15 protein-coding genes are annotated in these 13,678 nt (G+C 75.4%); 8 read left to right on the forward strand and 7 right to left on the reverse strand.

Annotation, left to right across the window (positions count from 1 at the left end; all coding sequences use genetic code 11):
* Positions 1-24: 24 nt before the first annotated feature.
* Positions 25-978: an NAD(P)/FAD-dependent oxidoreductase gene (locus DMP15_RS23240; RefSeq protein WP_217266927.1), complete on the reverse strand. Its 954-nt coding sequence runs from the start codon at positions 976-978 to the stop codon at positions 25-27.
* A 73-nt stretch (positions 979-1,051) separates the two neighbouring features.
* Between DMP15_RS23240 and DMP15_RS23245 the strand changes: the two genes are divergently transcribed.
* Positions 1,052-1,663, forward strand: coding sequence for an MSMEG_1061 family FMN-dependent PPOX-type flavoprotein (locus DMP15_RS23245; RefSeq protein ID WP_161151934.1), 612 nt, complete (start codon positions 1,052-1,054; stop codon positions 1,661-1,663).
* Here the strand turns inward: DMP15_RS23245 and DMP15_RS23250 are convergent.
* Positions 1,650-2,621, reverse strand: coding sequence for an o-succinylbenzoate synthase (locus tag DMP15_RS23250; protein WP_073577206.1), 972 nt, complete (start codon positions 2,619-2,621; stop codon positions 1,650-1,652). The genes DMP15_RS23245 and DMP15_RS23250 overlap by 14 nt on opposite strands.
* A 50-nt stretch (positions 2,622-2,671) precedes the next feature.
* Here DMP15_RS23250 and DMP15_RS23255 point away from each other — a divergent pair, with 50 nt between their 5' ends.
* Genes DMP15_RS23255 through DMP15_RS23270 form a run of 4 tightly spaced genes read left to right on the forward strand, consistent with a single transcriptional unit; the run spans position 2,672 to position 6,363 of the window.
* A complete protein-coding gene (locus tag DMP15_RS23255) occupies positions 2,672-3,277 on the forward strand; it encodes a TetR/AcrR family transcriptional regulator (RefSeq protein WP_337826445.1) in 606 nt (201 codons plus the stop codon).
* A gap of 24 nt (positions 3,278-3,301) precedes the next feature.
* Complete coding sequence (locus tag DMP15_RS23260; RefSeq protein WP_073577208.1) at positions 3,302-4,063, forward strand: siderophore-interacting protein; 762 nt, start codon at positions 3,302-3,304, stop codon at positions 4,061-4,063.
* Between the two features lie 52 nt (positions 4,064-4,115).
* Positions 4,116-4,856 (forward strand): response regulator transcription factor, encoded by a 741-nt coding sequence (locus DMP15_RS23265; protein ID WP_062400865.1) that lies wholly within the window; start codon positions 4,116-4,118, stop codon positions 4,854-4,856.
* Positions 4,857-4,860: 4 nt separating this feature from the next.
* Positions 4,861-6,363 (forward strand): sensor histidine kinase, encoded by a 1,503-nt coding sequence (locus tag DMP15_RS23270; protein ID WP_337826446.1) that lies wholly within the window; start codon positions 4,861-4,863, stop codon positions 6,361-6,363.
* Here the strand turns inward: DMP15_RS23270 and DMP15_RS23275 are convergent.
* From DMP15_RS23275 to DMP15_RS23285, 3 genes are all read right to left on the reverse strand, one after another.
* Positions 6,352-7,146, reverse strand: a complete 795-nt coding sequence (locus DMP15_RS23275; RefSeq protein ID WP_073577210.1) for a MerR family transcriptional regulator — start codon at positions 7,144-7,146, stop codon at positions 6,352-6,354. The genes DMP15_RS23270 and DMP15_RS23275 overlap by 12 nt on opposite strands.
* A 349-nt stretch (positions 7,147-7,495) precedes the next feature.
* Entirely contained in the window at positions 7,496-8,035 is a 540-nt protein-coding gene (gene speG, locus DMP15_RS23280) for a spermidine N1-acetyltransferase (protein ID WP_073577211.1), read from the reverse strand.
* 62 nt (positions 8,036-8,097) lie between these two features.
* On the reverse strand, positions 8,098-8,355 hold the full coding sequence (locus tag DMP15_RS23285) for a hypothetical protein (protein WP_073577212.1): 258 nt from the start codon (positions 8,353-8,355) through the stop codon (positions 8,098-8,100).
* Positions 8,356-8,461: 106 nt separating this feature from the next.
* Between DMP15_RS23285 and DMP15_RS23290 the strand changes: the two genes are divergently transcribed.
* The 3 genes from DMP15_RS23290 (at position 8,462) to DMP15_RS23300 (ending at position 12,217) form a co-directional block, all read left to right on the forward strand.
* Positions 8,462-10,129, forward strand: coding sequence for an AMP-binding protein (locus DMP15_RS23290; protein ID WP_337826447.1), 1,668 nt, complete (start codon positions 8,462-8,464; stop codon positions 10,127-10,129).
* Positions 10,130-10,182: 53 nt separating this feature from the next.
* Positions 10,183-11,094: a sucrase ferredoxin gene (locus DMP15_RS23295; protein ID WP_083658926.1), complete on the forward strand. Its 912-nt coding sequence runs from the start codon at positions 10,183-10,185 to the stop codon at positions 11,092-11,094.
* A 130-nt stretch (positions 11,095-11,224) separates the two neighbouring features.
* Entirely contained in the window at positions 11,225-12,217 is a 993-nt protein-coding gene (locus tag DMP15_RS23300; protein WP_337825755.1) for an IS481 family transposase, read from the forward strand.
* On the opposite strand, the gene DMP15_RS23305 is transcribed toward DMP15_RS23300, so the two are convergent.
* Together DMP15_RS23305 and DMP15_RS23310 are read right to left on the reverse strand one after the other, a co-directional pair.
* Entirely contained in the window at positions 12,214-12,999 is a 786-nt protein-coding gene (locus DMP15_RS23305; RefSeq protein WP_073575405.1) for an HAD family hydrolase, read from the reverse strand. The genes DMP15_RS23300 and DMP15_RS23305 overlap by 4 nt on opposite strands.
* Positions 12,996-13,514, reverse strand: coding sequence for a GNAT family N-acetyltransferase (locus tag DMP15_RS23310; RefSeq protein ID WP_073575511.1), 519 nt, complete (start codon positions 13,512-13,514; stop codon positions 12,996-12,998). The genes DMP15_RS23305 and DMP15_RS23310 overlap by 4 nt, the downstream gene beginning before the upstream one ends.
* Positions 13,515-13,678: the final 164 nt, after the last annotated feature.

Genomic DNA, 13,678 nt, shown 5'->3' on the forward strand with positions numbered 1-13,678 from the left:
CGCCGACACCGACGCGGCCAGGGCTCAGCGACCCAGGCGTCCCGCGAGCTCCCCGGCCAGCTCCAGCCCGGACAGCCAGGCCGTCTGCACCCGGGACCGGCCCCAGCCGTCCCCGGCCAGGGCGACGCCGTCGTCGTCGAGGTGGAAGGTCTGCTCCCGCGTGCCGGCGGGGGAGGCGAAGCGCCAGCGGTGCACGTGCGTCCAGTCCGGCTCGGCGGTGATGCCCAGCAGCTCCCGGACGGCGGCGGTCATCGCGGGCACCGCGCCGGCGGGGTCGGGGTCGTGGGCGCGGGCGAGGTCGCCGGTGGAGTGCGCGACGAGTACCGGGGCGTCGTCGCCGCGGCGGTCGCCGTCGTCGGCGACGAGGGACAGGACGGGGTGGTCGTTGACGAACGCGGCGGGCAGCCGCGGCCAGTCCCGCGCGGCGAACCCGGCGGTCAGGGCGAGCACCGGGTTCCACTCCCGCCCGGCGACCGCGGCGCCCGCGGGGGTGTCCGGGTCGAGCAGCCAGGCGGCCTGCGGGTCGGGCATCGCCAGCACGACGGCGTCGGCGCGCTCGCCGTCGACGGTCGGGCCGTCCGGTCCGGGGCGGACCCGCTCGACGGTGCGGCCGGTGCGGACGACGAGGTCACGGGCGGTGTCGGTGACCAGCGACCGCAGCCCGGCCGGTGCCGCGAACCGCAGCGGACCCGGGTTGTCCGCGCCCCGGACCGCGCCGTCGAACACCGCGAGGGTGTCGGTCCACCGGCGGACCAGGCCGTCGTCGCGCCAGCGGCGGACGCGGGCGTCGAACCGGTCGTCGGAGACGGTGAAGTAGGCGGCGCCGATGTCGGCGGGACGGCCGTCGTGGCGGTGCACCGCGAGCCGTCCCCCGGCTCCGCGGGCCCGCTCGTACACCGTCACGTCCACGCCGCGGGCGACCAGCTCCGCGGCGCAGGTCACCCCGGCGATGCCGGCCCCGATCACGATCACGCCCACACCGGGACCCTAGGCGGGGGTCGCCCCGGGAGCACGCCCACGGTTAGGGTGACCTAACAACGAGGGGGATGCGATGGAACACGTGACCGACGAGGCCAGGCTCCGGGAGATCATCGGCGAGGTGCCCGGGTTCATCCGGGACAAGGCACGCGACCGGGTCGACCCGGTGACCGCGGAGTTCCTGGCCGCGGCGCCGTTCTTCCTGCTGGCGACGACCGGGCCGGACGGCGTCGACGTCTCGCCCCGGGGCGACCCGGCGGGCTGTCTGCTGGTCCTCGACGAGCACACGATCGCCTTCGCCGACCGCAAGGGGAACCGCAGGCTCGACTCGATGCGCAACATCCTGCACGACCCCCGGGTCGGGATGATCGTCGTCGTGCCGGGGTCGAACGACACCGTGCGGATCAACGGGCGGGCCCGGATCGTGCACCGGCCGGACTTCGCCGACCGGCTCACCGTGCAGAGCTCGACGCCCGAGGTGGCGATCGTCGTCGAGATCGACGAGCTGTTCCTGCACTGCGCGAAGGCGTTCCTGCGCTCGTCGCTGTGGGACACGGCGACGTGGCCGGGCACGGGCGCGGTGCCCAGCGCCGGGAAGCTGGTGAAGGGCCAGTACCGGGTGCCCGGTCCGGCGCGGGCGATCGACGCGGCGCTGCGCCGCGACGGGCGGGTCAACCAGTACTGACCCGGCCGGCGCCGGTGGCCGCGTCGAGCAGGGCGGCGACGCGGTCGTGCCGGTCGCGCCACCACGCGGCACGGTCCGGGGCGGCGGCGACCGCGGCCCGGTGCACCGGCTCGGGCGCGACCCGCGGCACGGACAGGAAGCCCCGCTGCGGGGCGAGCGGCTCCGCGACGACGTCGGCGGCCAGCAGCGGGACCGTCCCGAGCCCGCAGGCGTGGTGCAGCTCCGGCAGCGCCCCGGCCAGCGCGAGTCCGGCGGCGAGCCCGACGCTCGACTCCACCGCCGAGGACACGACGACCGGCAGCCCGACCTCCTCGGCGATCCGCAGGGCCCGGCGCACCCCGCCCAGCGGCGACGCCTTCAGCACGACGACGTCGGCCGCCCCGGCCCGCACCACCCGCATCGGGTCCTCGGCGCGGCGGATCGACTCGTCGGCGGCGATCGGCACGTCCACCTTCCGGCGGACGGCGGCGAGGTCCTCGACCTCCCAGCAGGGCTGCTCGACGTACTCCAGTCCCCCGGCGGCCCGGTCCAGCTCGCCGATCGCGGCGACGGCCGTGTCGACGTCCCAGGCGGCGTTGGCGTCCACCCGGACCAGCCCGGCGGGGCCGAGCGCGTCGCGGACGGCGGCGACGCGCTCGATGTCCCCGGACAACGGGGCACCGGCGTCGGCGACCTTGACCTTCGCGGTGGTGCAGCCGGAGGCGCGCACGATCCGCTGCGCGTGCTCGGGGCCGACGGCGGGCACGGTGCAGTTGACCGGCACGCGGTCGCGCACCGGCTCCGGCCAGCCCACCTGGGCCGCCTCGCGGGCCGCGGCCAGCCATGCGACGGCCTCGCGGTCGTCGTACTCGGGGAAGGGGCAGAACTCCCCCCAGCCGGCCGGGCCGGACAGCAGGAGGCCCTCGCGCACGGTGATCCCGCGGAACCGGGTGGTCATCGGCAGGGAGTAGACGTCCATTCCCACTCGCTTCCTACCGCCAGTAACTTACTGCGGGTAAAGTCTCCGACGTGACCGCGCAGACCGTACCCGGCCCCCGCCGCCGCGTGCCCAGGGCGGAGCGGGAGCGTCAGATCGTCGACGCGGCCGTCGCCGTCTTCGGCGAGCGGGGCTACGCCGAGGTCTCGATGGAACAGGTCGCGGAGCGGGTCGGGGTCACCAAGCCGGTGCTCTACACCCACTTCGGGTCCAAGGAGGGACTGCTGCTGGCCGCGATCGCGCGGGCCCGGTCCGAGCTGCTCGACGTCGTCGCACAGGCGGCGGGGGCCGCGGAGTCGCCGGAGGCGATGCTGCGGGGCGGGACGCTGGCCTTCTTCCGCTACCTCGACCGGCGGGCGCCCGCCTGGCAGCTGTTCTGCTCCGAGGCCGGGGTCACCGACACCGCGCTGGAGGAGATCCGCGCCCAGCAGACCGACTTCACCGCCGCCTTGCTGGCCGCGCAGGTCCCCGGCACCGAACCGGCCCGGCTGACCGGCTGGGCGCAGGTGATCGTCGGGGCCTGCGAGCGGCTCGCCGTCTGGCGTGGCCAGGAAGAGTCGGTCACCGCCGAGCAGGCCACCGAGTACCTGATGGACCTGGTCTGGACCGGCCTGGCGGGCCTCGGCCACCGGGCCTGAGCGCGTCCGGGACAATTCCCGGCCATGAGCACGACCGCACCACGCCTGCTGCAGGTGGCCCGCACCGAGCGGGTCACCCCCGGCATGGTCCGGGTGACCCTGACCGGCGAGGAGCTGGCCGGGTTCCCCGGGCACGGCCCGGACCGCCGGATCAAGATGTTCTTCCCGGTCGAGGGCCAGGAACGGCCCGCCGTCCCGCGCGCCTCGACCGGCGGACCGGTCTGGCCCGCCGGGGAGGCCCGCCCGGCGATCCGCACCTACACGGTGCGCCGCTTCGCCCCCGACGCCGGCGGCCACGGTGAACTCGACGTCGACTTCGTCGTGCACGCCGGGCACGGCCCGGCCGCCGCCTGGGCCGTGTCGGCCGCCCCCGGGGACTGGGTCGGGGTGTCCGAGCCCGGCGGGCGCTGGGAGCCGGACCCGGCCGCCGTGCACCACCTCGTGATCGGCGACGAGTCCGCGCTGCCCGCCATCGCGACCGTCTGCGAGACCCTCGCCGAGGCCGCCCCCGGGGTGCCGGTCCGGGTCGTCGCCGAGGTCGCCGACGCGGGCGAGGAGCAGACCCTGCCCGGCGACGTCGCCGTCACCTGGGTGCACCGGGGCGACGCCCCGGCGGGTGAGCCGCTGGTCGCGGCGGTGCGGGCCGCACAGCTGCCGGGCGGGCGCGGCCAGGCGTGGCTGTCCGGGGAGTCCGCCGCGGTCAAGGAGCTGCGCGCGCACCTGCTCGGCGAGCGGGGGTTCGACCGGCGCGCCGTCTACGCCACGGGGTACTGGCGCGCCCGGTGAACCGACAGCCGGGGCACAGCTGTCGCACAGGTTCGTGCGGTGTGCTCCTAGCATGACCGAGGTGATGGACCGGGACGCCGACCCGCTGCGCCGCGCCGACGGCGGCCCGATCCGGGTGCTCGTGGTGGACGACGAGTCGACGCTGTCGGACCTGCTGTCGATGGCCCTGCGCTACGAGGGCTGGGAGGTCCGCGCCGCCGCCGACGGCATGTCCGCGGTGCGCCACGCCCGCGAGTTCCGCCCGGACGCGATCGTGCTGGACGTGATGCTGCCCGACGTCGACGGCTTCGAGGTGCTGCGCCGGGTCCGCGCCGACACCCCCGAGGTGCCGGTGCTGTTCCTGACCGCGCGCGACGCCGTCGAGGACCGGGTCGCGGGGCTCACCGCGGGCGGCGACGACTACGTCACCAAGCCGTTCTCGCTGGAGGAGCTGGTCGCGCGGCTGCGCGGGCTGCTGCGCCGCGCCGGGATGGCCGCCGCCCAGCGCTCCTCGGAGCTGGTCGTCGGCGACCTGGTGCTCGACGAGGACGCACACGAGGTGTCGCGCGCCGGCGACCCGGTGGAGCTGACCGCGACCGAGTTCGAGCTGCTGCGCTACCTCATGCGCAACCCGCGCCGGGTGCTGTCGAAGGCCCAGATCCTCGACCGGGTGTGGAACTACGACTTCGGCGGCCAGTCCAACGTGGTCGAGCTCTACGTCTCCTACCTGCGCAAGAAGATCGACGCCGGACGCCGGCCGATGATCCACACGGTGCGCGGCGCGGGCTACGTGCTGCGTCCCGCGGCGGAGTGACCCGGTGGTCGTCACCCGCGTCTCCGGCCGGGTCCGCTCGCTGCGGGCCCGGCTGGTCGTCACGGTGCTGCTGCTGTTCGCGGTGGCGTGCGTGGCGATCGGCGTCGCGACGACGCTCTCGCTCGACCGCTACCTGTCCACCCGGCAGGACCGCGAGCTGTCGTTCTCCCTGGAAGGCTTCGTCGCCCAGCAGACCGGGCGCGCCCCCGGGCGGCTGACCCAGGACGGGAGCGACGGGACCGGCGCACCGCCCGGGGACGGCGGCCGGCGCCCCGGTCCGCCCGACGGGGTGTTCCTCGGCCCCGGCCCGAGCGCGAACGCGATCGGTGCGGTGTTCGACGACGGCCGTGTCGTCATGGCCCGGCTCGCCCAGCGCGGCGGCACCAGCACCACGGTGTCCGACGACGACCTCGGCGCGCTCCGGTCGGTGCCCGCCGACACCGCGCCGCACGACGTCACGCTGTCCCTGGGCGACTACCGGGCGATCGGCTGGACCGAGGGGACGACGACCTACCTGATCGCGCAGCCGGACAACGCCGGCGCCACCGTGACCAGGCTCGTCGTCACCGAACTCGTCGTGCTGGGCGGGGCGGTGGTGCTCGCGGGCATCGCGGCGGCCGTGCTGGTGCGTCGCGAGCTGCGCCCGCTCGAACGCGTCGCCGGCGTCGCCGCGCAGGTCGGCGACCTGCCGCTGGACCGGGGCGAGGTCCACCTCGCCGCCCGCGTCCCCGACCCCGACCCCCGCACCGAGGTCGGCCAGGTCGGCACCGCGCTCAACCACATGCTCGACAACGTCGAGAGCGCGCTCGCCGCCCGCCAGGAGTCCGAGACCCGGCTGCGGCGCTTCGTCGCCGACGCCAGCCACGAGCTGCGCACCCCGCTGACGGCGATCCGCGGCTACGCCGAGCTGTCGCGCCGCGAGCGCGACCCGGTCCCGGAGCGGACCACGCACGCACTGGCCCGGATCAGCTCGCAGGCCGAACGCATGTCCACCCTGGTCGAGGACCTGCTGCTGCTCGCCCGGCTCGACGCGGGCCGCCCGCTGGAGCGCGCCGAGGTGGACCTCACCCGGCTGGTCCTCGACGCCGTCGGGGACGCCCACGTGGCGGGCCGCGACCACCGCTGGTTCCCGCGGCTGCCCGATGAGCCGGTCACGGTCACCGGCGACGCCCACCGGCTCGCCCAGGTGGTCACCAACCTGTTCGCGAACGCCCGCACCCACACCCCGCCCGGCACGACGGTCACCGTCTCCCTCGACCGGCCCGTCCCCGGCCGGGTCCGGTTGCGGGTCGCCGACGACGGCCCCGGCATCGCCCCGGACGTCCTGCCGCGGGTGTTCGAGCGGTTCGCCCGCGGCGCCGAGGGACGCACCCGCGCCGGGAACGACACCCCCAGCACCGGGCTGGGCCTGGCGATCGTGGTCGCGGTCGTCGCCGCCCACGACGGGACGGTCGGGGTCGACAGCGCCCCCGGCCGGACGGTGTTCACCGTCGACCTACCGGTCTGAGTGCGGCTCCGCGGCCCCGGGGTCGACGGGCGGGTCGGCCGGGGCGAGATCGGTGGACAGCCGGCGGATGAAGTCGTCCATCGCCTCCTGCATCGTCTGGCGGAAGGCGCCGAGCAGCGACTGGGTGGCGACCGGCTGCAGGGCCTCGACCGCCGTGCGCAGGTCCGCGACGCCGCTGCGGGGCAGCCCGGCCGCGACGTGCGCCGCCCAGACCTGCTCCCGGAACAGCTCGACGAAGATCTCGGCGATCTCACGGGTGCGGGTCAGCAGCTCGTCGCCGACCTGCTGCACCGCCTCCGGCGCCAGACCGAGGGCGACGGCGTGCGCCCCGGATCGGACCATCGACGGGTTGAGCACGCGCAGCCGCCCCGGGCCGGTGCGCTCGATCATCCCGGAGGCGACCAGCTGCCCGACGAACTCCGGGGACGTCCGGGCGCCGGCCCACGCGGCCAGGTCCTCCTCGGCGAGCTCGACCGGCTCCTCCGGCTGCCACGGGGCGAGCATGCCGCGGTAGAGGCGCAGCGCCTCCTCCGCGCTGCCGGAGGGGGTCTGGTTGATCAGCACACCGATCGCGGCGAGCGAGAACCCGCGCCGCTGCAGGCCGGCGATCAGCTCCAGCCGGGCCAGGTGGACGGGGCCGTACCAGGCGGTGCGCCCGCGCATCTCCCCCGGCTGCAGCAGCCCGCGGGACAGGTGGGCACGCACGTTGCGGACGGTCATACCGGCACGCGCGGCGAGCGTGTCGATCGGGAACTCGTCCCCGGCCGTCGGCGTTCCGGACATCGGGGCGGATCCTACCCGGGGCAGCCGGGCGCGCACGGCGACGACGGGCGGGCCGCAACCACCCCGTGACCCGTGGCGACGACGGTCGCGGGCACTCACCCGACGATCAACGATGTCATCGGCTGCCCGATCCGCACCGCGACATCGAGCTGACACCGACCCACACCCGGTTCCTGCTGGTCATGGGCGCAGCGTAGCGGAACGTTGACACGAGTACGTGACGGGATAGTACTGTTCATGGGTGTCGTCGTCATCACGGTCGACGCGCCCGACCCCGGTCGCATGCCCGCGACCGGTGCACGCCGGGCCGGCCGACGGGTCCCCCTCCCTGCCGGCCGGTCCGGTCCGGTCAGCGCGGTCCGTCGACGGCGCGACCGAGGTGCTCGCGCTGCAGCACCGCCATCCGGTAGGCGTCGTGGTAGCGGCCGCTGGCGAAGTACTCCTCGCGCAGCTCGCCCTCGACGACGAAGCCGGTGCGTTCGTAGGCGCGCACCGCACGGGCGTTGTCGACGTCGACGACGAGGTACACCTTGTGCAGGTTCAGCACGCCGAAGGCGTAGTCGAGGGCCGCGGAGGTGGCGCGGGCGGCGAGACCCCGGCCCTGGAAGGCGGGGGCGACGATGATCTGGAACTCCGCGTTGCGGTGGATGTAGTCGATCTCCACCAGCTCGACCAGGCCGGCGCGCTCGCCCGCGCAGTCGATGACGAACCGCCGCTCGCGGTTGTCGTGCACGTGCCGGGCGAAGATCTCCTGCAGCTCGACGAGCGACTCATAGGGCTCCTCGAACCAGTACGACATGATCCCGGAGTCGTTCGACAGCCCGTGGACGAACGGCAGGTCCTCGCGCTCGAGGGCGCGCAGCCGCATCTCGGGGGTGGGCGTACTCATGGGGCCTCCGCGGGCGACGGACCCGATGCCCGTCGACCCGGAAACCTACGAGGCCGGCGCGGTCAGCGCCCGGCGCGGGCCCGCTGCGGCGTGCAGGACGGACAGTCCCGCCACGGCAGGGCGCGCGCGTCGGCGGGCCGGGCCGCACCGCAGCGGCAGACGCCGGCGAGGCCGCCGAACCCGGGCATCGACTTGGTCGGACGTCCCGCGCGCACCAGGGTGCGGCCGGAAGTGGACGTGCGTGTGGGCAGGTAGAGGCGCATCAGGATCCCCGACGGTGTGGTGGAGAGTTCGGCGACCTGTGGGTCACCGAGAGACACATCGTCTTCACCCTACGAAACATGACGGACATGCTCAGTGACCTCTGACACAGATCCCCGCACCGGACCCGGCGACCCCACGGGTGGCCCTGCCAGACTGCGCCGCATGGCTGGCTCCCCGCTGCTCCAGAACCTCTCCGGCACCGCCCGTACCGCCTACGAGCTGGGCAGCGGCACCGCCCGTGCCGCCGTGGCCCTGACCCGCTCGGGAGTCGTCCGCCCGCTCGGCCCCGGGAAGCTGTACGGGATGGGCCGGGCCCTGGTCCGCTACGGCAACAGCATCACCGCCGCGTTCGCCGTCGGAGCGGCCCGCCACCCGTACCGGCTCGCCGTCGTCGACGACGACGGGGTCACCACCTACGCCGAGCTGGAGGCCCGCACCGACAGCCTCGCGCTGGCGCTGCTCGACTCCGGCGCCGGGCCGGGCGCCCCGGTCGGCGTGCTGTGCCGCAACGCCCGCGCGCCGATCGAGGCGATGGTCGCGGCGGGCAAGGCGGGCGCCGACGTCGTACTGGTGAACACCGGGCTCTCGGCCGAGCAGCTGCGCGGGGTGCAGGAGCAGCAGCAGCTGCACACCCTCGTCGCCGACCCGGACTTCCTCGACATCGTCCCGGACGGGCCGCGCGTCGTGCTGACCCGCACCCCGGACGGGCCGCGCCGCGCTGGCGACCGCGCGCTCGACGACCTGGACGCGATGGTCGAGCGCGGCGGGCCGGGCGAGCTGCCGTTCAAGCCGGAGCCGTCCAAGCAGATCGTGCTGACCTCCGGCACCACCGGGACGCCGAAGGGCGCCAAGCGGCCGCACCCCTCGACCCTCGCCCCGGCGGCGTCGATCCTGTCGACGATCCCGCTGCGCGCCGGTGAGCCGACGCACATCGCCGCGCCGCTGTTCCACACCTGGGGCAACGCCGGGCTGCTGCTCGCCTCGCTGCACGGCGCGACCGTCGTGCTGCGCCGCAGGTTCACCCCCGAGGGGTTCCTCGACGCCGTGCGCGAGCGCCGGTGCACGACGGTGTTCGCGGTGCCGGTGATGCTGCAGCGCGTCCTGGAGTCCGACGCCGACGGCTGGGGCGACGGCGGGGACGACCCGGCGGGCCCGCGGATCGTGGCCGTCTCCGGGTCGGCGCTGCCCGGCGGACAGGCCAACCGGTTCATGGACCGCTTCGGCGACTGCCTCTACAACCTCTACGGCTCCACCGAGGTCTCCTGGGTCTCGATCGCCGGACCGGAGGACCTGCGCGACGCCCCCGGCACCGCGGGCCGCGCCCCGGCCGGGACCACCCTGGTCATCCTCGACGACGACACCCCGGCCGCGGCGGGCGTCGACGGCCGGGTGTTCGTCGGCAACGACCTGCCGTTCGAGGGCTACACCGGCGGCGAGGACGGCCTGGAGGAGCGCGACGGACTGCTCGGGACCGGCGACGTCGGGCACCTCGACGAGCAGGGACGGCTGTTCCTCACCGGCCGGGCCGACGACATGATCGTCTCGGGCGGGGAGAACCTGCACCCCGGCCCGGTCGAGGAGCTCGTCTCGGGGATGGACGGGGTGCGCGAGGCCTGTGTGCTCGGGGTGGACGACGACGAGTACGGCCAGCGGTTCGCCGCCTGGGTGGTGCTCGAGCCGGGAGCCGACGTCACCGCGGACGCGATCCGCAGCCGGGTGAAGTCCGACCTGGAGAAGTTCGCCGCCCCACGGGACGTGCACTTCCTGGACGAGCTGCCGCGCAACCAGACCGGCAAGGTCCTGCGCACGGAGCTCCCCGGCCGGGAGTGACCCGACCGGGCGTCCCGGGTTGAAGTCAGGGAAACCTTCCCTAAGATGGCCCGATGACGGTCACCGCGGCACGTGGCGCACTCGGCGGTCCCCCCGCCGGGGCGCCCGCCGGGGGTTGTGCCGGGCTGAGCGAGGCCGTCGGCGAGCCGATGACCGGCACCGCGCCGCACGTGCGCCGCCTCGTCGCCGTCGAGCACATCGGGGCGTGGCCGCGGAAGGTCGCCGACCACCCGGACCCGGCGGTCACCGCGCTCTGCGACCGGCTCCGCGCCGACGACGTCATCCTCCTCCTGATCCGCCGCCCCGGTCGCGAGGGCCGCTGCGACGCCGACGGCGACCGCACCGTCTACGTCGCCGACCTCGCCCCGGGCGGCTCGCGGGTGTGGGCGCGCACCGTGCGGGGCACCGACGACCTCGCCCGCATCGACCTCGACCCGGGTGCGGGCACCCCGGTCACCGACCCGGTGATGCTGGTGTGCGCGCACGGCAGGCGCGACGTCTGCTGCGCCGTCCGCGGCCGCGCGCTCGCCGGGGAGCTGGCCGCCGAGGGCGCCGACGTCTGGGAGTGCACCCACCTCGGCGGGCACCGGTTCGCGCCGACCGCGCTGGTGCTGCCCACCGGCTACGCCTACGGCCGCCTCGACACCGGCGGCGCGCTGGCCGCGTTGAAGGCCGCGGCCGGGGGCGGCGTCGACCCGTGGAGCTGCCGCGGGCACACCGGGCTGGACCCGGTCCGCCAGCTCGCCGAACTCGCCGTGCGCGAGCACACCGGCATCGGGGACGCGTCCGCACTGCTCCTCGATGCCGTCGACGGCCCGGGGGACGTGACCGTGCGGTCCCGCGACGGCCGGGTCTGGACGGTGCCGGTGGTCATCGACTCCTCGCTGCCGCCACGGCCGCCGTCCTGCGGGGCGGCCCTGGAGGCGGCGACGCCGCTGGTCGCGGGCACCCCCGTCGAGCACTAGCTGTACTGACCGGAGACGTTGGTCGAACTCGTGTGACGACACGATCTAGCTGATCTTGAAGGGTGAGGACCTCCTGCGGAGGGTGTGGAGCTGTCGAAGGCACCCGCACCCACAACCACAGGAGGTCCTCGTGGTCCACGCTAACGCTCCACTGTCCGAACGCGGCCGACTGCGCCTGGCGCGTCTGATCGTCGAGGGCGACGTGCCGATCGCTGCGGCCGCTGCCCGGTTCCAGGTGGCCTGGCCGACCGCGAAACGCTGGGCCGACCGCTACCGCCTCGACGGCCCGGCCGGCATGGCCGATCGCTCCAGCCGGCCGCACCACTCGCCGCGGGCGACGCCGGCACCGGTGGTGCGCCGGATCGTGCACCTGCGCTGGAAGAAGCGCCTGGGCCCGGTCCAGATCGCCGACCGGGTCGGTGTCGCTGCCTCGACCGTGCACCGGGTGCTGGTGCGGTGTCGGATCAACCGCCTCGCCCATGTCGACCGCGCCACCGGAGAACCGGTGCGTCGCTACGAACACCCCGCCCCCGGGGATCTGCTGCACGTGGATGTGAAGAAGCTGGGCAACATCCCCGACGGCGGCGGCTGGCGCTATGTCGGGCGCGCCCAGGGAGACCGCAACCGGGCCGCGACCCCTGGGAAACTTCGCAACGCCCACCACCAGGCGAAGATGGGCACGGCGTTCGTCCACACCGTGCTCGACGACCACTCCCGCCTGGCCTACGCCGAGATCCACGACGACGAGACCGCCGCCACCGCGATCGCTGTGCTGCGCCGCGCGGTGGCCTGGTTCTCCGCCCGCGGGGTCACCACCCGCCGAGTCCTGTCCGACAACGGCTCGGCCTACCGCTCCCACGCCTGGCGCGACACCTGCCACGCGCTGCGGATCACCCCGAAACGCACCCGTCCCTACCGCCCACAGACCAACGGAAAGATCGAACGGTTCCACCGCACTCTCGCCGACGGCTGGGCCTTCGCCCGGCTCTACACCGGCGAGTCGCAACGCCGAAAGGCGCTACCCGGGTGGCTGCACGAGTACAACCACCACAGGCCCCACACCGCCATCGGTGGTCTCCCACCGATCAGCAGGTTGACCAACCTGTCCGGGCAGTACAACTAGCCGAACGCGCGCTCCAGGGCGCGGGCCAGGCCGTCCTCCGCGACGGTGCCGGTGGACTCGTCGGCGTCGGCGTGCACCTGCGGCGGGGCCTGCCCCATCGCGATCCCGCGGCCCGCCCAGCGCAGCATCGCGCGGTCGTTGTCGCCGTCGCCGACGGCGAGTACCTCGGAGCGGTCGACGCCGAGCCGGGCCGCGACCCGCGCGAGCCCGGACGCCTTGGACACCCCGGCCGGCACCAGCGTGACCCACGGCAGCTCGTGGTCCAGGGTCGGCTCGGTGCCGGGGACGTGCAGCCGGGCCGCCCGGGCGGCGGTCTCGTCCGGGTCGTGCCCCGGCCAGTACATGACGAGCTTGGGCGTCGGCTCGTCGAGCAATCCGGCGCGGCCGACCTCGGTGACGGTGCCGGCGAGCACGCCGTCCGGGAACGGGGCGCTGACCCGCTGCCCGACGCCGACGTGCTCGCAGGCGAACACCGCCCCCGGGAACAGCTCGCTCATCGCGTCGAGGCCCGCGGTCACGGCCTCGGGGGCGAGCCGCTCCATCGCCAGGACCCGGCGGGTCGCGGTCTCCATCTCGACCGCGCCGTTCGAGGTCAGGGTGACGCCGTCGCGCAGCCCGATCGCGTCCAGCGCGCCGGCCACGCCGACGACGGTCCGGCCGGTGCACAGCATCACCTCGGCCCGGGTCCCGGCGAGCGCGATCGCGTCGAGGACCGCGGGGCTCGGGGGCCTGCGCCCGTGGACGATGGTGCCGTCGATGTCGAGCGCGACGAGCCTGATCACGGGGTCGACCCTACGTCGAGCCGGAACCGTGTGACGCCGTCGCGTGTCCCGGTGGGGCGCATCCCGATCCGCTCCAGCACCCGCTCCGAGGCGGGGTTGCCGGGCTCGACACCCGCGACCAGCGGCGAGGCCCCGGCCGTGCGGGCCAGCGCGAGCAGCAGGCGGGCGGCCTCGACGGCGTAGCCGCGGCCGCGGCGCGACGGCACCACGCCGTAACCGAGCTCGACGGCGGCCGGGCCCTCGTCGGGGGCGGGGAACAGGCCCGCGCCGCCGACGACCGTACCGCCGTCGCGTTCGACGAGCAGCCGGTGCCCGAGCTCGCCCCAGCCCGGCCCGGACGGATCGCGGGCGAGCAGCACCGCGACGATCCGGTCGCCCTCGGCCGGGAAGTCCGGCGCCCAGTCCGGGTGCCGGGTGCCGGCGACGACCGCGGCCGCGACCTGCGGGGTCCACCCGGGCAGCAGCAGCCGCGGGCCGGCCAGGACCGGCTCCGGGGTCGACGCGGGGACCGGCACGTCGCCGATCCTCCCCCGCACCCGCCCACCCCGCACCGCGGCGCCGTCCCGCGTCACACCGCCCGCGTCCGCCCGGCGTCCCTGCGTCCCTGCGTCCCTGCGTCCCTGCGTCGATCAGTACATGAGGGCTGGCACGGCCCGGGCTCGCAGCGCTCAGGTACTGA

Origin of the sequence: Pseudonocardia sp. UM4_GMWB1 (assembly GCF_017312155.1) — a bacterium.
GTDB classification, from domain to species: Bacteria; Actinomycetota; Actinomycetes; order Mycobacteriales; family Pseudonocardiaceae; genus Pseudonocardia; species Pseudonocardia alni.